Source organism: Massilia antarctica, assembly GCF_015689335.1.
Taxonomy (GTDB): Bacteria; Pseudomonadota; Gammaproteobacteria; order Burkholderiales; family Burkholderiaceae_D; genus Telluria_A; species Telluria_A antarctica.
In genome coordinates, this window is the sequence record NZ_CP065053.1 from 3,148,577 (window position 1) to 3,169,635 (window position 21,059).

The following is a 21,059-nucleotide window of genomic DNA, read 5'->3' on the forward strand; positions in this document are numbered from 1 at the left end:
CTTATCATCGGAGCCGGTCAAATCCCATCGAGTCGTGGAGGGCCGGAAATGACTCGATCGTACAAAATTCGTGCGATTGAATAACTAGCTTGGAGCAGCCATGCAAGTAATCGATAAATTTGAAATTCTCGAAATGATTGGCGGCAGTGGTGCAAAAAATATCAAGTGTACAGTGTCCACGTCAGGAGTTAGTTGCGAAGGGTCCCTGCAGGACTATTATGAGGCTGCAGGTGAGGTAGCCGGGAAATTGCAGAAATTGGGTGGAAGGTTGGGTTGCTGGCTGTACGACATGGTCCATGATTAACAGGCCCCGCATCGTATTGCCGGGTTTGGTAATTTCTTAAAATGAAGCGACGGAGCGTATAATTCGCGGACGCTCCGTCCTGCTAAAATAGTAGTAATCCAGATCGGAATGCAGTATGTTTAAAATTTTTAATAATTCTTCTGGTCGTATTAGATATTGTGCGCCGATCAAGGTTCACGAAATTATATTTATTTGGTTGCTTGTGATGTTTGGATGGAGTGCCATATTTGAGAATTTTGGCGGCGATATTGACTATTTTATTTATTTAAAGTGGGCGGCGATCTCGACGACTATGATTGTTTTAAGTAAACATTTCGTTAAACGAGAAGGTCGCAATTTTGCTCAACTGTTGGGAAGGGGCTTTTCAAGGCGAGCTTTGGTCGAAATGATTGCGGTAACGATTGCATGCGTCTGCCTGGGTATTGGTTGCTGGGCCGTACTCGTCCTCCTTAGCGCTCAGATTGATATGGATTGGGCATTTCGATATTGGCATTTTGCTGTGTCGTCGGATTTTAACAGGGGAAACTGGACACTGAATTTGATTGTCATTAATGCAATTACCACGAGCATACTTGGGCCAATTGTGGAAGAAATTGTTTTCCGTGGCTTCGTACTGCGCCGTCTACAGGAAAAGCACAGTGTTGGCATTGCAATTACAATTTCATCGCTGATATTCGGTTTTTTTCATCTTAATAATAATTTTTTTGGTAGTTCTTTGCATGGGGTAATTTATGCACTTGTTGCTATAAAATTTTCTTCTTTGTATGCGCCGATTTTTGTTCACGTCGGATACAATGCGATCATTTTTTTTATGGAGAAATACTACGGCTTTTTTTTGACTGCCGAAAGGACTCGCATTGGGTCGATCGACTACTGGTTACCTGAACTTGCGCTACTAGCGATCGGCATGACCGCGCTTGTTTGTTACTCGAAAATGTGCTTGCGGTCTCAATATACGGCGTCACTCAGTCTCGTATCACATGGCGGCGTTATTTGACACCTCGCAGGTACCGCGCCATGAATTGCCCGATACGCCGTAACTGTTCAGCATGAACGGTTGCGCCATGCCTTCGCCGGAATTCCGATTCAACTTGCCCCACGCTGAACAGTCGCATTAGGTCTTGCTCGGCACTATAGCTTCGGCGATGAGGCGAGATTGTTAGCATAACGGCGAAACACCCGTTGCCAGCAAAACCCGTACTGGGCGGCGGCGATTCGAAATCGTCACCGCCCAGATTGACTTAGCATATTCTCGGCTCGACAGGAAATTCCATGCCGCATAGCGAAAAAACCAGCAAAAGTATTTCGCCTATTTTTTATCCTCAGCCGTTTTGGCGTTATGCCCTGCTTTTTCAGTCATGGTCGCAATTGGGTTCATGGCTGCTAATTGTTCTATTAACGACGTTATCAATTTACAGCTTTTTAGGGGGGCTAAAAGAATCGCCACCGCTCGCGGGGCTCTTGCTTGGTGTTGCATTTGGCTCGTTGACGTCTGTTGTCATGGTCGTGCCTGCACAGTTCAGGATCGCTTCTAATAATGTGGAATCCATAAAAAATGTGTTGCTGGCACTGGAAAATATGCGCTACGTTGAAAGCTATCGAATCCTTGATGTCGTTGTGTATCGGCAAAAACTCCCAAGATTTCTTCGTTGGAGGGAGGGGGAGGTGAGGGTGCGACGAAATCCGGAGGGAATAGTTATCGACGGCCCTCGTTCCATTTTAGGGATGGTAAGAGCAAAGCTCATGAACGCAATTTGAGGATTGTTAAAGGGTTATTTTTTATTCGCGTTGGTTAAATTCTATGCAGTAAGGCCACTAACGCCCTTACTGCATAGCTGAATTACGTGATGCGTGGAGATGCTCCAACATAAATTGACCGATTCGCATTTCATACTCGCCCGTCGCCACGCCATGAAAGTCGGTATGCGCCGCCCCAGCCACGATCCACAGCTGCTTCGGTTCGGGCGCGGCGGCATAGATGCGGCGCGTTTCGGCTTCGCTGGTGTGCTCGTCCTTCTCGCCGCCTACCACCAGGGTAGGGCAGGCCAGCGCCCCCACAGCGTCGATCGGCCGCAGTTGGTCCAAGGTCAGGTCCAGCCGCGGCGGCACCTGCCATAGCAGCAGCGGTGCCAGCGCACCGCCCGCGCTGCCGAGATGTAGTCGCAGTCGATTCTCGATCGCTTCCTCAATCGTCGGATACATCGCCTCGATCACCAGCGCATCGATTCCGCGTCCGGGTTTCGACAGCACCAGCGCGGCGGCGCCAAGCGACATGCCGATCACGCCGATCCGTTCACCGGGCTGTTCGCGCCTGAGGTAAGCCAGCGCGGCACGCACGCCGTCGGCCTCGCGCACGCCAAAGCTGATGCGCTCACCCGCGCTTTCGCCGTGCGCCTGCTGGTCGATCAGCAGCACGCCATATCCAAGGCGCGACAAGAATCGCGCGCGTCCCAGCATATGCAAGCGGTTGCCGCGCACGCCGTGCAGCAGCAAGACCATACCGGCGCCGGGCGTGCCGCGCACCATCCAGCCCATAACGGGACCGGTGACAGTGTTGATGGTAACGGAGGAAGCGGGGAAGTCGGCCGGCGCGGCGCCGATCTGGCGCCGCGCGGGAGAACTGAGATATTCGCCGGCGCCGAACAGCGCGCCCAATCCCAGCAATAACAGACAGGCGAAGGCGATCAGGCCGCGCTTCGCCATGCGCCTTATGGCCACATTAACGCGATTTGACGAACGGCTTGCCAATCGCTTTCGGCGCCACCGACTTGGCCATCAGGCCAGCGAGCACGATCACGGTCACCACATACGGCACCATCTGGATCAGCGAGCCCGGAATGCGTCCGATGCCCGGCAAGTCGACGCCTTCGATCTGGATCTGCACGGCGCTGAAAAAACCGAACATCATGCAGCCGAGCGCCGTGTACATCGGCCGCCAGTTACCGAACACCAGCGCGGTCAGCGCCAGGTAGCCGGCCCCGGCCGACATATCGCGCAGGAAGAAGCCACTCTGCACGATCGCCAGGTAAGCCCCCGAGAATGAGCACAGGACACCGGCCACCAGCATCGCCATGTAGCGCGTGGTAGCGACACTGACGCCGGCGGCATCGGCCGCGTGCGGGTTCTCGCCGCAGGCGCGCAGGCGCAGGCCGAAGCGGCTGTGGTAGATCACCCAGTGCACCAGCGGAATCAGCGCGAACGCCAGGTACACCAGCGCCGAATGGCCTCCGATCACGTGCCCGTAGAACCAGCCGATGAAGGGAATGCCTTCCAGCGCCTGAGTGCCCGGCAAGACGATGTCGAACAGGCGCGCCTGGCCCAGATCCGGCGTGCGGCCGCCCTGCTGGTAGAAGAACTGGGCCAGCACGAACGTCAGGCCGCTCATGGCGATGTTGATCGCAATGCCGCCCACCAGCTGGTTGCCCTTCTGGGTGATGCTCACGTAACCCTGCAGCAGCGCCAGTGCGGCCGATACGGCCACGCCGGCGGCCACGCCGTACCAGGGGTTCTGCGTGGTGAAGGCGACAGCGGCCGAGACGAAGGCGCTGGCGAGGATTTTGCCTTCCAGCGCAATGTCGACCACGCCGCTGCGTTCGGCGAACAGGCCGGCCATCGCTGCAAAAATCAGCACTGGCGCGTTGCGGATCGTGGACACCACGATGCTGGCTAAATGGAGGTCTTCGAACATGGCTTATCCTTTGCGAATGTTAAGCAGCTTCAGGACAGCGGGCGCGTACAGATTTTCCATCGCGCCGCAGAACAGAATGATCAGCCCCTGGATGAAGACAAACGTCTCCTGCGGGATGTTCGGTTTTTCCAGCGACAGGTCGAACCCGCCCTGGATCAGCGCACCGAACAAGACGCTCGACAGGAAGATGCCGACCGGGTGCTGACGCCCCATCAGCGCAATCGCAATGCCCACGAAACCCGCTCCCGCCGGGAAATTCAGACTCAGATAATGGGTCGATCCCATGATCGAATTGACCGCGCCCAAGCCGGCCAGCGCGCCCGAAATGAGCATCGCCACGATGATCATGCGGCTGATCGACACACCAGCGTAATGCGCCGCGCTTTGATTGAGGCCCGTGGCACGCAGTTTGTAGCCCCACGACGAGCGCCACACCATCACGCCATAAACGGCCAGGGCGGCGATCGCGAGCAGGAAGCTGACGTTGAGCGGCGTGTCGCCTAGCACCGGGAACCACGTATTCAGGCGCGGCATGGCGCCGGCGTCCGCGAACACGCGGCTGGCCGGATTTTGCTGGCCTTCCGGGATCAGGTACTTGACGATGATGAAGTTCATCAGGCTGGCGGCGATGAAGTTGAACATGATCGTCGTCACCACCACATGGCTGCCGCGCTTGGCCTGAAGGTAGCCGGGCAGCCATGCCCAGGCCGCGCCGAACACCGCGCTGCCCAGCATCGCGGCGGGAATCAGCAGCCAGGCGGGCAGCGAGTGGTCGAGCGTGAGCATGACCACGGTCAGGCCCAGGCCGCCGACATACAACTGGCCTTCGCTGCCGATGTTGAACAGACCGGCCTTCATGGCGATCGATACCGACAGGCCGGTAAAGATGAAGGTACTGGCGTAGAACAAGGTGTAGCTCAGCCCCTCCGGATTGATGACGGCGCTGTCGATCAGGATGCGCAGCGATTCGGTCGGGCTTTCGCCCAGCAGATGGATCACCAGTGCGGCCACCAGCAAAGCCGAGAGCAGGTTCAGTACAGGCAGGACAAACGCGCTTGCCCAGCGTGGGAGTTCGGTCGTTTTCATGTTTTGTGCATCCCGCCCATCAGCAGCCCGATGCGGGTTGTGTCGAATTCTTCAATCTTGAGTTCACCGGTGATGCGTCCGCCGGACATGACGATGATGCGGTCGGCCAGCGCCCGCACCTCTTCCAGTTCCACCGATACCAGCAGGATCGCCACGCCTTCGTCGCGCATCTTGAGCAGCTGCGTGTGAATGCTTTCGATGGTGCCGATGTCGACCCCGCGCGTCGGCTGGCCGACCAGCATCAGCTTCGGTTTGGCCGACACTTCGCGCGCGATCACCACCTTTTGCTGGTTGCCACCCGAGAGCAGGCCGATACGCAGGTCCGGATTGGCCGGACGCACGTCGAAGGCCTTGAGCAGGTCGCCGCAGCGCGCCGCGATGGCCTTGAAGTCGAACAGGCCCCAGCGGTTGCACACCCGGTCCTGGTAGCCGAACACGGTGTTCTGCATGACCGAAAAATCCTTGATCACGCCATCGCGCAGGCGGTCTTCCGGCACATGGCCGATGCCCAGCTTGCGGAACGTCGCCGGCAAGCCGTCGGCATCCGAGCGTTTCGCGTAGGGCAGTTCGGTGCCGAGCAAGGCGACCTTGCCGCCGCTCGGCAGGCGCATGCCCGACAGGATCTGCATCAATTCGCTCTGGCCGTTGCCTGACACGCCGGCAATGGCCACGATTTCGCCCGCGCGCAAGGTGAAGTCGATGTCGGCCAGCAGGCGCACCCCAGCGGCGTCTTGCAACTGCAGGCCGCTCACTTCCAGCACGGCGGCACCGGGGTTGTACGGCGCGCGCGGCAGTTCGCCCTGGATCGGGCGGCCCACCATCATGTTGGCCAGTTCTTCCTTCGACGTGGTCGCGGTTTGCACCGCACCCACCACGCGTCCGGCGCGCATCACGGTCACCTCGTCGGTGATCTCCATGATTTCGCCCAGCTTGTGGGTGATCAGGACGATGGTCTTGCCCTGTTCCTTGAACAGCCGCAGGATCTCGAACAGCGACGCGGTTTCCTGCGCCGTCAGCACGGCGGTCGGCTCGTCCAGGATCAGGATGTTGGCGCTGCGGTAGATCTGCTTGAGGATCTCGACGCGCTGCTGCGCGCCGACCGACAGGTCTTCGATCTTCGCCAGCGGGTCCACGTCGAGGCGGTAGCGGGTGCAGATCTCGCGCAGCTTCGCTTCCGTCGCGGCGCGGTGCGAGGCGAGCTTGAAGCCCCCCTCGGTGCCGAGCATGACGTTGTCGAGCACCGTGAAATTCTCGACCAGCATGAAGTGCTGGTGCACCATGCCGATGCCGAGGGCGATCGCCTGTTGGCTGGTGCGGATGTCCTGGGCCTGGCCGTCGATCAGCAGCGCCCCGCTGTCGGCATTGTAGTAGCCGTACAGGATGCTCATGAGGGTCGACTTGCCGGCGCCGTTCTCGCCGATCACGCCATGGATCGAGCCCTTGGCGATGGAGAAGCTGACGTCGGCGTTCGCCTGCACGGCCCCGAAGGCTTTGCAGATATTGCGAAATTCTACAGCTGGCTGCATAGCGGTCAGTGGTGAGTAGTAAAGGTAGATGAGTTCAAAAGCGCGCCGGACCAGTCAAAACCGGCGCGGCGCGCTTTTCTGAGAAGCGGGAAAAATCAGACCGGGCAGCTGCTGCCGGCGCGATAGTCGACGACCTTGATCTTGCCGCCGATGATGGCGGCCTTGGCTTCGTTGACCCGTTTTTCGATTTCCGGCGTGACGACCGCGCGGTTATCCTTGTCCAGCGCCCAATCGACGCCGCCTTCTTTCAGGCCCTTGTAGGTCACGCCGGCTTTCCAGCTGCCGTTCTTCATCTGCATGAACGAATCGTAGATGGCCACGTCGACCCGCTTGACCATGGAGGTCAGCATGGTGCCCGGATGGAGATAGTTCTGGTTCGAGTCGACGCCGATGGCCAGCTTGCCTTTTTCCTTGGCCGTCTGCAGGGTACCCATGCCGCTGCCGCCGGCTACGGCGAACACCACGTCCACGCCGCGGTCGAACTGCGCGCGCGCCAGCTCACCGCCCTTGGCCGGATCGTTCCAGGCCGCGCTGGTGGTGCCGACCATGTTCTGCATGGTCTCGATTTTCGGATTGGTCGCTTTCGCGCCCTGGACATAGCCGCAGGCGAAGGTGCGGATCAGCGGAATGTCCATGCCGCCCACAAAGCCGATTTTCTTCGACTTCGATGCCATGGCGGCGGCCACGCCGGCCAGGTAGGAGCCTTCTTCTTCCTTGAACAGGATCGAGTTGATGTTGCTGCCCTTGGCCACGGCGTCGATCAGCACGAAGCGCACGTTGGGGAATTCCTGCGCGACCTTCTGCACGGCCTGGGTCTGCGAGAAGCCGACGGCGGCGATCAGGTCGAGCTTTTTGCGCGCCAGGCCGCGCAGCACTTGCTCGGCCTGGGTATCGCTGCTGGCCTGCGCCTCGATGTATTTGATGTTGGTCTCTTTTTTGAAGCGCTCGGCGCCTTCAAACGCGGACTGGTTGAACGATTTGTCGAACTTCCCGCCGGCGTCGTACACGATGCCCAGTTTCGGGTCGGCAGCCGTGGCGCTCGCCGCGACGCAGAGCGCCGCGATCGTGATACTAAGTTGCTTAAATTTCATGAGTTCACTCCTGGAAAGCGATATTGTACCCGGCACACCGGCTGCGATGGGGCGAAAGGAATGCGTAAGCTTAACGACACTAAGCGAGCAAAGCCAGCAAATTGGCGTGTGCTTGCTCGAATTGTGTCAGGCCGGCGCGCAAGAGGTCGTTACCAATTGTATCGAGCCCGATGCCGTGGCGGCCCAGTTGCGTCAATACGGCGCGCGCGCCATCGACGTCTTCTTCCAGCGACCGGCGCGCTTCGCCGTGGTCGCGGAAGGCCGCCAGGGTCGCATCGGGGACGGTGTTGACGGTGGCCTCGCCAATCAGTTCTTCGACATAGGTGACGTCGCGCATGGCCGGATTTTTCACGCCGGTGCTGGCCCACAGCAGCCATTGCGGGGTGGCGCCGAAGGCGGCAAAGATGGCGAAGCCGCTGTCGTTGCGGAAGTCGTGATAGGCCACGCGCGCGGCGGCGATGGCGGCCTTGCCGCGCAGGGCGTCGGCGCCCTGCGGCAGCAGCGCGTCGACAGCAGCATCGACCCTGCTGATAAACACGCTGGCCACGCTGGCGATGCGCTGCACCGACAGCATCGCTTCCAGGCGGCGCGCCAGGCCACGCCGGTGCGCGGCGCGCACGGCGGCCAGTTGGGTGGCGCTGAAAATCAGGGTGACGTTAACGTTGATGCCGGCGTAGATCACTTCTTCAACGGCGGCGATGCCTGCCTCGGTGGCCGGAATCTTGATCATCGCGTTCGGCCGGCCGATCGCGGCCCACAGGCGGCGCGCTTCAAGCACGGTGCCGGCGGCATCGTGCGCCAGGCGCGGCGAGACCTCGAAGCTGACAAAGCCCGCATGGCCGTCGCTGTCGGCGTACAGCGGCGCGAACAGGTCGCACGCGGCCTGCACGTCGGGCAGGACCAGCGCTTCGAAGCGCGCTTCCGGGTCGGGGTGGGCGGCGCGCAAAGCCGGCAGCGCGGCCTGGTAGGCGGCATCGCTGCGGATCGCGTTATAAAAGATGGAAGGGTTCGAGGTGACGCCCTGGATGCCGTCGTCGGCGATCCAGCGCGCCAGTTCGCCCGAGGCGATCAGTTCGCGGCTGAGGTTATCGAGCCAGATTTGCTGGCCCAGGGCGGCTACGGCCTTGAGACGGCTGGCGGATGCACTAATTTGGTTCATGGCAACTTTCCTGGCGGGCTATGTCGTATTGTTGCAACAATTCATGTGGCGAAAATCACGCGTCTTTACGTGTTGAACTTTGCTCGTCCAGGCCCGGTGCGCGCGGCCCGTATCGTCGCCATTGTTCGCTACGCCCGGGAGTGCGTAAGGCTAGGTAATATTGCGCCGCGCCATATAAGACAGGCACAGCTTTAGAACTATGCATCACCGTTAATATGTATGGCAAATACGATTTTGCTTCGTCATTTATATGATCGAAATATAAATGAAAACGTAATTGTCATGATTTCGGGTCAATTCTTTTCATGCTAGGATGCCCAGGCACTATCAAGATTCAGACGGGAGCGTAGTCGCAGCGGGGTGATGAAGACTGTTTTGTGCGCTGCAAGGCGTCCGGGCGGTACCTGTCGCCAGAGCGCGATGCGAACCGGAAGGCAGGATTCATGAGATGGTTAATCGATCTAAGGAATTACTTAAATGACAATAAAAAGCAAGCAGTTCGCCACCCGTTCGCTGATCGCCCTGGCAGTCGCCAGCGCCTTTCCGCTGCACGTTGCGATGGCCCAGGACAAGCCAGCCGAAGAAGCCAAGCCGCAAGCCGGCCAGCTGGAGACCGTCATCGTGACCGCGCAGCGCCGTTCCGAGAACATCAAGGACGTGCCGATGGCGATCACCACGCTCAAGGGTGAAAAACTCGACGTGCTCACCGCCGGCGGCCAGGATATCCGCTTCCTGTCGGGCCGTTCGCCCAGCCTGAACGTCGAATCCGACTATGGCCGTTCATTCCCGCGCTTTTACATCCGCGGCCAGGGCAATACCGACTTCGATCTGAACGCATCGCAGCCGGTCGGCCTGGTGGTCGACGACATCGTGCAGGAAAGCCCGATGCTCAAAGGCTTCCCGGTCTTTGACGTCGACCAGGTCGAAGTGCTGCGCGGCCCACAGGGCACGCTGTTCGGCCGTAACTCCCCGGCCGGCGTGATCAAGTTCGACTCGGCCAAGCCGCAGATCGGCAAGACCGACGGCTACGCCACGGTCGGCATCGGCAACTACCGCAGCAAGAACTTCGAAGGCGCGGTCAACCTGCCGATCAGCGACACCGTCGCCGCGCGCGTGTCGGCGCAGTCGCAGAACCGCGGCGACCGCGTACATAACAACCGTCCCGGCAACGGCACCAAGGATTTCGAGGGTTACCACGACGACGCGCTGCGCCTGCAGGTACTGGTCAAGCCGACCAGTAACTTCAGCGCCCTGTTCAACGTGCACGCGCGCGACATGGATGGCAGCGCCACCCTGTTCCGCGCCAATATCCTTAAAAAGGGCACGAATGAGCTGGTCGACGGCTTCAAGTACGGCCGCTACGACAGCGACGGCGTGAACGAACAGCGTCTCTCGACCGAAGGCGCCAGCATGCGCCTGCGTCTGGACCTGTCCGGCGTCACCTTGCACTCGATCACCGGTTACGAGTCGGCCGACTTCTATAGCCGCGCCGACGTCGACGGCGGCTATGGCGCCGTGTACGCGCCGCCGATGGGCCCGAGCTACACCAACCAGGCCGCGTTCATCCCCTTCGTGGTCGAGACGGCGGACGTGCTGCCGAATCACCGCCAGTTCACCCAGGAGTTCCGCGCCGAATCGGTCAACAGCGGCCCGCTGCAGTGGATCGCCGGCCTGTTCTACTTCAACGAAGACATCCAGATCGACAGCATCAGCTTCGACTCGCTGGCGCCGGGCAATCCGCAGAACCCGTTCTACGCGACCCAGACCCAGCACACCAAATCGTGGGCGGCTTTCGGTTCGATGAACTACACCGTGACCGACAAGTTCAAGCTGCGTGCCGGCCTGCGCTACACCAACGACAAGAAGGATTTCGCGGCCAAGCGCGTCGAGTTGACCACCGCCGGTCCTTTCGGGATCAGCAACGAGTCGAAAAACGTCAGCTGGGATATGTCCGGCACCTACGCGCTCACCCCCGATTCCAACCTGTTCGCGCGCGTGGCCACGGGCTACCGGGCACCGAGCATGCAGGGTCGTTTGAACGGCCTGGCCGACCGTCCATCGTTCGCCGAAGCAGAAAAGGCGCTGTCGTACGAAGCCGGTATCAAGCAAGACCTGTTCAATCGCCGTGCGCGCCTGTCGGCCAGCGTATTCCAGTACCGCGTCAAGGACAAGCAGCTGACCGCCGGTTCGGGCCAGATCAACATGAACCAGTTGATCAATGCCGACCGCGTGACCGGCCGGGGCGTGGAACTGGACTTCCAGGCCAACCTGTCGGACGCGCTGCGCATGACCCTGGGCGGCAGCTACAACGACACCGAGATCAAGGATTCCAAGCTGTTCGTCCAGACCTGCGGCAACGAGCCGAATACCAAGGGTGTGAACGGGTGCACGCCGACCGGCGTGGCGGGTCCTTTCGCGTACACGCAAAAGCTGAACGGCAACCCTCTGCCGCGCGCACCTAAGTGGCAGGGCAACTTCACCTTGCGTTACAGCGTGCCTGTAGCCGATGGTGAATTCTTTGCGTACACCGACTGGGCGTATCGCAGCACCTACAATATGTTCCTGTACGAAGCGAAGGAATATAAAGCCAAGTCGCTGGTTGAAGGCGGCCTGCGTTTCGGCTACAAGTGGGATAAGTACGAAGTGGCGGCTTTCGCGCGCAATATCACCGACAAGGTACAGTCGGTCGGCGCGATCGACTTCGACAATCTGACCGGCATGGTCAACGAGCCGCGCAGCCTGGGCGTACAGCTCAAGGCGACGTTCTAACAAGCCGCGTCGTTTCCGCACCAGCGCGGGAAGTCGTTTCTGCCAATGGCAGAAACGACGACGGTGGCGCCGCACGAAGCCCCGCATGTCGCAAGATGTGCGGGGTTTTCTTTTGTGGACGGACATCGGGTAAGATTCCACGGCCTTCATTGAAGGCGCTACATCCACCGCCGTCGGGTCATCCGGAGAATACATGCAATCAGCAGTCAACCTGTGGCCGCTCATCGGCGTCGCCGTCATCATCGTCGGCTTCGTGCTGCGCGTCCATCCGGTGCTGGTCGTCGTCGCGGCCTGCGGCGCCACCGGCCTGGCCGTGTCGATGCCGGTCGAAACCTTGCTCGCCTCGCTCGGCACCGCCTTCATCAAAACACGCAACCTGCCGATGATCCTCCTGCTGCCGCTCGCGGCCATCGGCCTGCTCGAACGCTTCGGCCTCAAGGAGCACGCGCAAGCGACCATCGCCAGTATCAAATCTGCCACCACCGGCCGCCTGCTGATCGTCTACCTGTTCGTGCGCGAAATCTCCGCCGCCTTCGGCCTGACCAGCCTTGGAGGCCACCCGTCGATGGTACGCCCGCTGGTCGCGCCGATGGCCGAAGCGGCCGCCGAAGCGCGCAACGGCACCATCAGCGACAAACTGCGCTACCGCATCCGCGCCATGTCCGCCGCCACCGATAACGTCGGCCTGTTTTTCGGCGAGGACGTCTTTGTCGCCTTCGGCGCCATCGTCCTGATGCAAACCATCCTCGCCGCCGAGGGCATCCTGGTCAACCCGCTGCACATGGCGCTGTGGGGCCTTCCCACTGCGGTCACCGCCTTCATCATCCATGCGTGGCGCTTGCACCGCTTCGACGCCGAGATCGCGCGCGACGGAGCCGGCCAATGATCATCCTCCTCGACTATTTTTACCTGGCGCTGGGCGCCATGCTGGCCGCTTCCGCCGTCATGTCCCTGCGCGACAAGGACAATCCGCGCCGCTATGCGAGCGCCTTGTTCTGGGCCCTGTACGCCGCCGTCTACCTGGCCGGCGAGCGCCTGCCGCCGGCGTACGTGGGCGTGATCATGATCGTGATGGCCCTCATCGCCGGCTGCGGCGGCGTCACCTTGGGCAAATACGGCGTGCGCACGCCTGAGGAAAAGACGTCGAGCGCGCGCCGCCTCGGGCACCTGCTGTTCATTCCCGCGCTGATCATTCCGGTCGTGACCATGATCGGGTCGACCCTGCTCAAGGACGTCCATATCGGCGGCCTGCTGCTGCTCGAAACCAGACACCTGACCCTGGTCAGCCTCGGTTGCGCTTCGGTGCTGGCGGTGGGCGCGGCTTGCTGGCTGACGCGCGCCACGCCGTTGCAGGGCATGCGCGAATGGCGACGCCTGGTCGACGCGGTGGGCTGGGCGGTGGTGCTGCCGCACATGCTGGCGGTCCTCGGGCTGCTGTTCGCCGAAGCCGGTGTGGGCAAGGCGGTTGCACACATCACCACCTCGTACATCAACATGGATTCGCGCTTCGTGGCGGTGGTGGTGTTCTGCGTCGGCATGGCGCTGTTTACCATCATCATGGGCAACGGCTTCGCTGCTTTTCCCGTGATGGCGGGCGGCGTCGGCATTCCGATCCTGATCGGCCGGTACGGCGCCAACCCGGCGGTGATGGCGGCCATCGGCATGTTCAGCGCCTATTGCGGCACCCTGATGACGCCCATGGCCGCCAATTTCAACGTGGTGCCGGTGGTGCTGCTCGAACTGCCCGACAAGCACGCGGTGATCAAGGCGCAGATACCGACCGCGCTGCCGCTGCTGGTGGCGAATATCTTCCTGCTGTATTTTTTGATGGGCCAGAAATGAACAAAACAGTGCTGCTGACCGGTTTCGAGCCGTTCAACAACGAGAGCGTCAACCCAGCCTGGGAGGCTGTCAGCGAGTTGGCCGGCTGGCGCGAGGACGATTTTGCGGTCGTGGTGCGCCAGCTTCCTTGTGTGTTCGGCCTGGCGGGCACAGTGTTGCGGGACGCGCTGGAGGAATTGAAGCCGGACCTGGTGATCGCCGTCGGCCAGGCTGGCGGCAGGGTCGATATCTCAGTGGAGCGGATCGCCATCAACGTGGATGATGCACCGATTCCCGACAATGCGCGGCACCAGCCGGTGGATGAAGCGATCGTCGCGGGCGGCCCCGCCGCCTATTTTTCCACCTTGCCGATCAAGGCCATCGTCGCTGCCTTGCGTGCGCAAGGCCTGCCGGCATCGGTGTCGCAAAGCGCCGGCACCTTCGTATGCAACGATGTGTTTTACCGCCTGATGCATGCGGCCGAAAGGATGCCGATGCGGGCCGGGTTCATTCACATTCCGTATCTGCCCCAGCAGGCGGCGTGCCATCCGGGTGCGCCCAGCATGGCTCTGAGCGAGGTGGTACGCGCGCTGCGCACCGCGGTCAAGGTGTCGCTGCGTACCGATGCCGATGTGCGCGCCACAGGCGGCATGTTGTCCTGAGATCGTGCGCCCGGATCGCCCGTATTCGTAATTCCCGATTAGGAGTGAGCGAACCGCAGCGGCGTTTCCGGCATGGCTGGTTTTATCGATAATGAATGCATGTCGAGCATGGCGGCCACGGTGGCCGGCGTGGGTTCGTCGCTGTCCGCAGGAGGAGTTTCACCATGGCCGCATATGCAATCGGTTCGTTAACGGTACACACGACGCAATGGCAGCAGGAATATGGGGCGAAAATGCCCGCGCTGATACACAAGCATGGCGGCAAAGTCCTGGCCAAGGCCGCGGCGCAAGGATTGGAAGGCCAGTCCCTGCTGCCAGGGACCGTCGTCATGATTGAATTCCCCACTGCGCAACAGGCTTTGGCCTGGAACGAGGATCCTGAGCATGCGCCACTCAGGCGGCTGCGTCAGGGCGGCGCCAGTTTCGATCTGATGTTGGTGGACGGCTTGTAACGCCTGCCTGGTCAGCGCAACGTCATTCAGATCGGGCCGGGGTTCAGGATGTTGAGGAATGCCCGCACCACCGGCGCATCGTCGAGCGTGGTGTAGGTGATGTACAGATTGGCCGATGGCGGGTTGGTCTTGATCGGCAAGAAGATCACGCCGGGCCAGCCGATGCGGCTGGTCGTTTCCGGCATCAGGGCCACGCCCAGGCCCGCGCCCACCATCGCCAGCAGGGTTTGCGGCTCGGACGCTTCCTGGAAAATCGTCGGCTGAAAACCGGCCTTGATGCAGCACTGGATCAGGTAGCGCGGGAAGGCCGACTTGTCCAGCGCCAGTGTGAGCATCGGCTGGTCCGCAATGTCGGTCAGCTCGATCCACGGCTGCGTGGCCAGCGGATGATGCTCGTTGACCGCCACGCACACGTTCTCGCGGAAGCACAGTTCCTGGCGCAGGTTGTCGTGTTTGAGCTCATCTTCATCGAGTTTCGGCTCGCGCCAGAAACCCACGTCGATCTGTTTCGCGCGCAGCGCCTCGTACTGCACGTTCGGGCCCGATTCGTGCAAGGTCCAGGTCACCCTCGGGAACTTGGTCTGGAATTCTTCGAGCAGGCTGGGAATCGGCCCCCACATGGCCGAACCGACAATGCCCACCCGCAGGCGGCCGACTTCACCGCGGTCGATCTGGCGGATGGTGTCGATCGTCATGCGCATCCTGGCCAGCAGGTCCGATGCTTCCCCCATCAGCGCCTTGCCGGCCACGGTCAGCTCGAAGGTGCGGGTGGTGCGCGCGAACAGACGCACGCCCAACTCGCTCTCGAGCTTCATGATCTGCTGGCTCAAAGGCGGCTGCGAAATGTGCAGCCGCTCGGCGGCGCGGCTGAAGCTCTTCTCTTCAGCCACCGCGAGGAAGTACTTGAGCTGTTTCAGGTCGATGGACATGTGGATATGTGGATGGCGTTAGATCGGCTGCAGGCCTGGCAGGTTGCGCATGGCCACGGCCAGTTCGGCGCCTACCTGTGCGTTGTGCTTGACCAGTGCGATATTGGTCATCAGGCTGCGTCCTTCGGTCAGGGTCTTGATGCGGGCCAGCAGGAACGGGGTGACCAGCTTGCCCGTCACGCCGCCGTCGCGCGCTTCCTGCAATGCCTGTTCGGTGATGCCGTCGATTTCTTCCTTTTGCATCGCAAACGCTTCCGGCACCGGATTGCTGACGACGATGCCGCCATCGAGGCCCAGCTGCCATTTGGTTTGGATGAAGGCCGCCTGCTCCAGGGCGGAGTCGAGCTGGAAGTCGGCCTTGAAGCCGCTGTCGCGCGTGAAGAAGGCCGGGAAGGCTGGCTGGCCGACGCTGATCACCGGCACGCCATGGGTTTCCAGGTATTCGAGCGTGAGGCCGATGTCGAGGATCGACTTGACGCCGGCGCATACCACCGCCACGTTGGTGCGGGCCAGTTCCTGCAGGTCGGCCGAGATGTCGAAGCTGGTCTCGGCGCCGCGGTGCACGCCGCCAATGCCGCCGGTGACGAACACATGGATGCCGGCCATCTGCGCGCAAATCATGGTGGCGGCCACGGTGGTGGCGCCCAGGCGGCCTTGCGAGAGCACGTATGCCAGGTCGCGGCGCGACACTTTCATCGCGTCCGGCGACGCGGCCAGCAGTTCGAGCTGCTCGGCCACCAGGCCGACGCAGATTTTTCCTTCGATGATGGCGATCGTGGCCGGCACGGCGCCGGCGGCGCGGATCACGTGCTCGACTTCCTGCGCCATCGTGACGTTTTGCGGATACGGCATGCCGTGCGAGATGATGGTCGACTCCAGGGCGACGATCGGCTTGCCGGCGGAACGGGCTGCGGCGACTTCGGGCGAGAACAAGAGGTATTGGTGCATGATCAGTCCTGGTAAAGTGCGTTGAACGGCTGCTGGGCGCCGGGAAGGGCGTCGGGATGTGGAATCTCGGCGAGAACTTCCGCCGTCAGGTGAGGGCATACGGTTTCTTCGCTGGCTAAGGTCATGACGGACAGCTGCAGGCCGCGGCGACAGGCCAGTGTCATGTCGTCGCTGCCCTGGAACAGGGACCAGCATACCGCAGCGGCAAAAGCGTCGCCCGCACCGGTGACGTCGACGATCTTTGCCGGTGGCGCGTCCAGGTGCTCGATGCCGTCGCTGGTGGTGTAAATCACGCCGGTGGCGCCGCGCGTGACGATGACGTCGCGCGCGCCCTGCGCCTGCAAGCCGCGGCAGGCCGCCAGGAAGTCGGCGTCGGTCTTGAGCGGCGCGCCGATGCGCGTTTCGAGTTCGCCCTGGTTCAGGATGAGCAGGCGCAGGCCGTGCAGGTCGTCCGGCAGGTTCGCCATCTTCGGCTGCGATACCGCCACCAGCACCAGCGGCACCGAATCGCGCGCGGCGTCGTCGAGCAGGGTGCGCAGGGTGTCGCGCGGCAGGTTCAGATCTGCCACGGTCAGGGCGCCGGCCGCGCGCTGCGGCTGGCGCGTCGCCAGAAAAGCTGGCGTGAGCGAATCGTACAGGGCCATGTCGGCCAGCGCGAGCATCATCTCGCCATGGTCGTCGAGCACCGCGGTGTAGGTGCCGCTGCATACGCCCGTCAGGTGCAGGGTGGCGCGGGTATCGATGCCAAGCGCTTCGGCATGCGCCAGCAAGGTCTTGCCGGACGAATCGTCGCCGATGGCCGTGATCAGCGCCACCGGCGCCGACAGGCGCGCCAGGTTTTCGGCGATATTGCGGGCCACGCCACCGAACGATTCGTCCTGGCGTGCCGGATTGGAGGTGCCCATTTTCAGGGTGGCGAGGGAGCGCAGCTTGCGATCGAGGTTGGCCGCGCCGAGGCAGACGATGGGCCGGTTATCGGGCAGCACGTAGGCGCGCCCGAGCAGGCGCCGGTCGCGGATCAGGCCCGCGATATAGCCGGCCACGGCGGAACGCGACAAGCCCAGCACCGCCGCCAGATCCTGCTGCGAGATGAAGGGATTGGCGCGGATCAGTTCGTACAACTGGGCTTTTTTGGAGAGTTCGGTCACAATAAGCAATCATTAAACAATTGTTTTTGATAGTAGACAATTGTCTTAATGCTGTCAATCAATGATTGTGTCCCGCTCTCCTATAGTGTGCCTGATCGGCGACCGGGTTCCAACCGATTCTAGCGCGTATTTATACGTTACGCGTATAAATGAGGAAGAAAAATGGTATTTGCCATACATATCCCCGATCATGCATAGTTATAATAGTTAGCGAACCCATTCTCCACGCCGCCTGCATCCTTTGCGTCGCGTGGCAGCGCCCTCCCCGAACAGATAAGGAATCCTCATGTCGAACAATACCCCCTTCGAAGCCGCCGATATCATCCGCGCCCGCAAACCTGGTTTCGAGCCGCGCGTGGCGATGATTTTGGGTTCGGGCCTTGGCGTGCTGGCCGAGCAGATGACTGACGCGGTCTCGATCGGATTCGACGAGCTGCCTGGTTTCCCGATCAGCACCGTGCATGGTCACGCCGGCGAACTGGTACTGGGCACCCTGGCGGGCGTGAACGTGGTGTGCATGAAGGGCCGCGGCCACTTCTACGAAGGTTACGGCATGGGCGTGATGACCAGCGCCGTGCGCACCATGAAGCTGCTCGGTTGCGAGATGCTGTTCGTGACCAATGCCGCCGGTTCGCTGCGCACCGAAGTCGATGCGGGCAGCCTGGTGGCCCTGACCGACCATATCAACTGGCTGCCTGGCACGCCGATGGTCGGCCCGAACGACGACCGTTTCGGCCCGCGCTTTTTCAGCATGGCCAATGCCTACGACAGCGACATCCGCAACGTGGTCAAGGAAACCGCCGCCGCCAAGGGCATCACCTTGCATGAAGGCGTGTTCATTGCGTATCCGGGTCCGAACTTCGAGACCGCCGCCGAAATCCGCATGATGGCCAAGCTGGGCGCCGACGTGGTGGGTATGTCGGTGGTGCCGGAAGTGGTGTCGGCGCGCCACTGCGGTTTGAAGGTGGTTGGCGTGTCCGTGATTACGAATCTGGCGGAAGGCATGTCGCCGTTCCCGCTGTCGCACGAGCAGACCCTGAAGTACGCCGCGATTGGCGCCAAGGATCTGGTGGCGCTGATTCCGGCATTCCTGGAGCGCGTCGCCGCACAACCGCGCGCCGCTGCCTGATATGGAGACCGACGCTGTGCCAATGCTTCTAACGCGAACCCGCTAACCTCAAAACCGTCGCCCCCGCGCAGGCGGGGGCCCAAGTTCTCCGCACAGTCTCGGGCTGTGGAACCAACTTGGACCCCCGCCTGCGCGGGGGCGACGGTGGTCTTTCACCGTATCTGAACCTTTGTAAAGCGAGCGATCCCATGTCACGCGCATTTATCCTTCTGCTTGATTCCTTCGGCCTCGGCGCCACCCCTGACGCCGACAAATTCGGCGACGTCGGCGCCAACACCTTCGGCCACATCGCCAGCTGGGCTGCCGAACAAGGCAAGCCGATGCAGCTGCCCAATCTCGAACGCCTCGGCCTCGCCGCCGCAGCCCATCTGGCCAGCGGCGAATGGGCCCGGGGCTTCAACCAGCGCGACGGCTTCACCGGCGCCTACGGCGCAGCGCGCGAGCGCTCCACCGGCAAGGACACCCAAAGCGGACACTGGGAAATCGCCGGCGTGCCGGTCGAATTCGACTGGGGCTACTTCCCGCGCACCGTGCCATCGTTCCCGGCCGAACTGACCGACAAGCTTCAGGAACTGACCGGCGTGGCCGGCTACCTCGGCAACTGCCACGCGTCCGGCACCGACATCATCAACAAGCATGGCGACGAACATGTCGCCACCGGCAAAATCATCGTCTACACCTCGGGCGACTCGGTGATGCAGATTGCCGCGCACGAAGAACACTTCGGTCTGGATCGCCTGTACGCCGTGTGCGAAGCCGCGTTTGAACTGGTCAAGCCATACAACATCGGCCGCGTGATCGCGCGTCCGTTCCTGGGCGAGAACGGCAACTACCGCCGCACCAGCAACCGCCACGACTATGCCGTTCCACCCCCAAGCGCGACCCTGCTCGACCACGTGAAGAACGAGGGCGGAGAAGTCATCGGCCTTGGCAAGATCAGCGACATTTTCGCGACCCAGGGCATCTCGCGCGTGGTCAAGGGCGTGGACAACATGGCCCTGTTCGACGCGCTGCTCAAAGTGACCGACGAAGCGGGCGACAAGTCGCTCACGTTCGTCAACTTCGTCGACTTCGACCAGGCGTTCGGCCATCGCCGCGACGTGGCCGGCTACTCGAACGCGCTGCACGAAATGGACGCGCGCCTGCCGGAATTCATGGCCAAGCTGAAAGAGGGCGACCTGGTCGTCATCACCGCCGACCATGGCTGCGACCCAAGCTGGCCGGGCTCGGACCACACGCGCGAGCACATTCCGATGATCTTCTTCGGACCGGGTGTCGCCCCGCGCGCGCTGCCGGTCTCGAACACCTTCTCCGACATCGGCGCCACCTTGGCCAAGCACCTCGGCGTCAAACCACTTTCCAACGGAACCGCTCTGCTATGACTCACAATCCCGCATTCAAACGCAACGAGGCGGTTGGCCTCGACCTCGGCTGGGTCAACCAGATCAAAGTGAACCGCAACGCGTCGGACCGCCGCGCCGCCAGCCTGGCCAATCGCCGCACCGTCAAAAAAGAATACCAGGCCGCGTGGCTGATCAAGGCCCTGCAATGCATCGACCTGACCACCCTCGGCGGCGACGATACGCCGGGCAGGGTCGAGCGCCTGTGCATGAAGGCCCTGCGCCCGCTGCGCACCGACCTGATGGAAGCGCTGGGCGTGTCCAACCTGACCACCGGCGCGGTGTGCGTGTACCACGAGATGATCACGCCAGCGGCCAAGATTCTGCAGGGCCGCTTGCCGATCGCCGCGGTATCGACCGCATTCCCGGCGGGCCTGGCCAGCATGGAAACCAAGGTGCGCGAGATCGAACTGTCGGTTGCCGCCGGCGCCACCGAGATCGATATCGTCATCACGCGCCAGCACGTCCTGATGGGTAACTGGCAGGCGCTGTACGACGAAATGGTCGCCTACCGCAAGGCTTGCGGCGACGCGCACGTCAAGGCCATTCTCGCCACCGGCGACCTGCTCACGCTCGAAAACGTGGCCAAGGCCTCGTGGGTGTGCATGATGGCCGGTTCCGACTTCATCAAGACCTCCACCGGCAAGGAAGGCGTCAATGCCACCATTCCCGTGGCCCTGACGATGGTGCGCACGATTCGCGAATACCATGAGCAGTATGGCTTCCAGGTCGGCTTCAAGCCGGCCGGCGGCGTAGCGACCGCCAAGGGCGCGCTGCAGTACCTGACCCTGATGAAAGAAGAATTGGGACGCGAGTGGCTGGAGCCGCATCTGTTTCGCATCGGTGCATCGAGCCTGCTGACCGACATCGAGCGCCAGCTCGAACACTACGTCACCGGGAACTACTCGGCCAACCATCGCCACGCGCAACCATAAACATCAACGGAT

Annotated in this window: 20 protein-coding genes; 11 read left to right on the top strand and 9 right to left on the bottom strand. The window is 61.6% G+C overall.

Annotated elements, in window-relative coordinates:
* The first annotated feature begins 100 nt into the window (after window positions 1–100).
* The 3 genes from IV454_RS14215 (at window position 101) to IV454_RS14225 (ending at window position 2,062) form a co-directional block, all read left to right on the top strand.
* A complete protein-coding gene (locus IV454_RS14215) occupies window positions 101–304 on the top strand; it encodes a hypothetical protein (RefSeq protein ID WP_206091967.1) in 204 nt (67 codons plus the stop codon).
* A gap of 115 nt (window positions 305–419) precedes the next feature.
* Window positions 420–1,301 carry a CPBP family intramembrane glutamic endopeptidase gene (locus IV454_RS14220; RefSeq protein WP_206091968.1) on the top strand — a complete coding sequence of 294 codons (882 nt, stop codon included), beginning with the start codon at window positions 420–422 and terminating at the stop codon, window positions 1,299–1,301.
* A gap of 275 nt (window positions 1,302–1,576) precedes the next feature.
* Window positions 1,577–2,062, top strand: coding sequence for a hypothetical protein (locus tag IV454_RS14225; RefSeq protein ID WP_206091969.1), 486 nt, complete (start codon window positions 1,577–1,579; stop codon window positions 2,060–2,062).
* Window positions 2,063–2,128: 66 nt separating this feature from the next.
* Here the strand turns inward: IV454_RS14225 and IV454_RS14230 are convergent, their stop codons facing one another.
* The 6 genes from IV454_RS14230 to tal form a co-directional block, all read right to left on the bottom strand.
* Complete coding sequence (locus IV454_RS14230) at window positions 2,129–3,052, bottom strand: alpha/beta hydrolase (RefSeq protein ID WP_229522240.1); 924 nt, start codon at window positions 3,050–3,052, stop codon at window positions 2,129–2,131.
* The gene (locus tag IV454_RS14235; protein ID WP_206091970.1) at window positions 3,024–3,992 is read right to left on the bottom strand and encodes an ABC transporter permease; all 969 of its coding nucleotides are present in this window, start codon (window positions 3,990–3,992) and stop codon (window positions 3,024–3,026) included. The genes IV454_RS14230 and IV454_RS14235 overlap by 29 nt, the downstream gene beginning before the upstream one ends.
* A 3-nt stretch (window positions 3,993–3,995) precedes the next feature.
* Window positions 3,996–5,078 (bottom strand): ABC transporter permease, encoded by a 1,083-nt coding sequence (locus IV454_RS14240; protein ID WP_054266501.1) that lies wholly within the window; start codon window positions 5,076–5,078, stop codon window positions 3,996–3,998.
* Complete coding sequence (locus IV454_RS14245; protein ID WP_206091971.1) at window positions 5,075–6,604, bottom strand: ABC transporter ATP-binding protein; 1,530 nt, start codon at window positions 6,602–6,604, stop codon at window positions 5,075–5,077. Before IV454_RS14245 ends, IV454_RS14240 begins: the two co-directional genes overlap by 4 nt.
* Window positions 6,605–6,699: 95 nt before the next feature.
* Window positions 6,700–7,695, bottom strand: coding sequence for a BMP family lipoprotein (locus IV454_RS14250; RefSeq protein ID WP_206091972.1), 996 nt, complete (start codon window positions 7,693–7,695; stop codon window positions 6,700–6,702).
* A 79-nt stretch (window positions 7,696–7,774) separates the two neighbouring features.
* Window positions 7,775–8,854 (bottom strand): transaldolase, encoded by a 1,080-nt coding sequence (tal, locus tag IV454_RS14255; RefSeq protein WP_206091973.1) that lies wholly within the window; start codon window positions 8,852–8,854, stop codon window positions 7,775–7,777.
* A 477-nt stretch (window positions 8,855–9,331) separates the two neighbouring features.
* Here tal and IV454_RS14260 point away from each other — a divergent pair, with 477 nt between their 5' ends.
* From IV454_RS14260 to IV454_RS14280, 5 genes are all read left to right on the top strand, one after another.
* Window positions 9,332–11,623, top strand: a complete 2,292-nt coding sequence (locus tag IV454_RS14260; protein ID WP_054266505.1) for a TonB-dependent receptor — start codon at window positions 9,332–9,334, stop codon at window positions 11,621–11,623.
* Between the two features lie 193 nt (window positions 11,624–11,816).
* Complete coding sequence (locus IV454_RS14265) at window positions 11,817–12,509, top strand: DUF969 domain-containing protein (protein WP_206091974.1); 693 nt, start codon at window positions 11,817–11,819, stop codon at window positions 12,507–12,509.
* On the top strand, window positions 12,506–13,465 hold the full coding sequence (locus IV454_RS14270) for a DUF979 domain-containing protein (RefSeq protein ID WP_206091975.1): 960 nt from the start codon (window positions 12,506–12,508) through the stop codon (window positions 13,463–13,465). The genes IV454_RS14265 and IV454_RS14270 overlap by 4 nt, the downstream gene beginning before the upstream one ends.
* Window positions 13,462–14,106: a pyroglutamyl-peptidase I gene (pcp, locus tag IV454_RS14275; protein WP_206091976.1), complete on the top strand. Its 645-nt coding sequence runs from the start codon at window positions 13,462–13,464 to the stop codon at window positions 14,104–14,106. Before IV454_RS14270 ends, pcp begins: the two co-directional genes overlap by 4 nt.
* A gap of 164 nt (window positions 14,107–14,270) precedes the next feature.
* The gene (locus tag IV454_RS14280) at window positions 14,271–14,558 is read left to right on the top strand and encodes a DUF1330 domain-containing protein (protein ID WP_206091977.1); all 288 of its coding nucleotides are present in this window, start codon (window positions 14,271–14,273) and stop codon (window positions 14,556–14,558) included.
* Window positions 14,559–14,584: 26 nt separating this feature from the next.
* On the opposite strand, the gene IV454_RS14285 is transcribed toward IV454_RS14280, so the two are convergent.
* The 3 genes from IV454_RS14285 to IV454_RS14295 are packed head-to-tail and all read right to left on the bottom strand — an operon-like array spanning window position 14,585 to window position 17,583.
* Entirely contained in the window at window positions 14,585–15,487 is a 903-nt protein-coding gene (locus IV454_RS14285) for a LysR family transcriptional regulator (RefSeq protein ID WP_054266510.1), read from the bottom strand.
* Between the two features lie 18 nt (window positions 15,488–15,505).
* Complete coding sequence (locus IV454_RS14290; RefSeq protein ID WP_206091978.1) at window positions 15,506–16,435, bottom strand: pseudouridine-5'-phosphate glycosidase; 930 nt, start codon at window positions 16,433–16,435, stop codon at window positions 15,506–15,508.
* Window positions 16,436–16,437: 2 nt separating this feature from the next.
* Window positions 16,438–17,583 carry a carbohydrate kinase gene (locus tag IV454_RS14295; RefSeq protein ID WP_206091979.1) on the bottom strand — a complete coding sequence of 382 codons (1,146 nt, stop codon included), beginning with the start codon at window positions 17,581–17,583 and terminating at the stop codon, window positions 16,438–16,440.
* Window positions 17,584–17,869: 286 nt separating this feature from the next.
* On the opposite strand from IV454_RS14295, the gene xapA reads away from it, so the two are divergent.
* The 3 genes from xapA to deoC all read left to right on the top strand — a co-directional run bounded on the left by xapA (window position 17,870) and on the right by deoC (window position 21,047).
* Window positions 17,870–18,712, top strand: coding sequence for a xanthosine phosphorylase (xapA, locus tag IV454_RS14300; RefSeq protein ID WP_054266513.1), 843 nt, complete (start codon window positions 17,870–17,872; stop codon window positions 18,710–18,712).
* A 188-nt stretch (window positions 18,713–18,900) separates the two neighbouring features.
* Window positions 18,901–20,094 carry a phosphopentomutase gene (locus tag IV454_RS14305; RefSeq protein WP_206091980.1) on the top strand — a complete coding sequence of 398 codons (1,194 nt, stop codon included), beginning with the start codon at window positions 18,901–18,903 and terminating at the stop codon, window positions 20,092–20,094.
* A complete protein-coding gene (gene deoC / locus IV454_RS14310; protein WP_206091981.1) occupies window positions 20,091–21,047 on the top strand; it encodes a deoxyribose-phosphate aldolase in 957 nt (318 codons plus the stop codon). Before IV454_RS14305 ends, deoC begins: the two co-directional genes overlap by 4 nt.
* The last annotated feature ends 12 nt before the right edge of the window (window positions 21,048–21,059 follow it).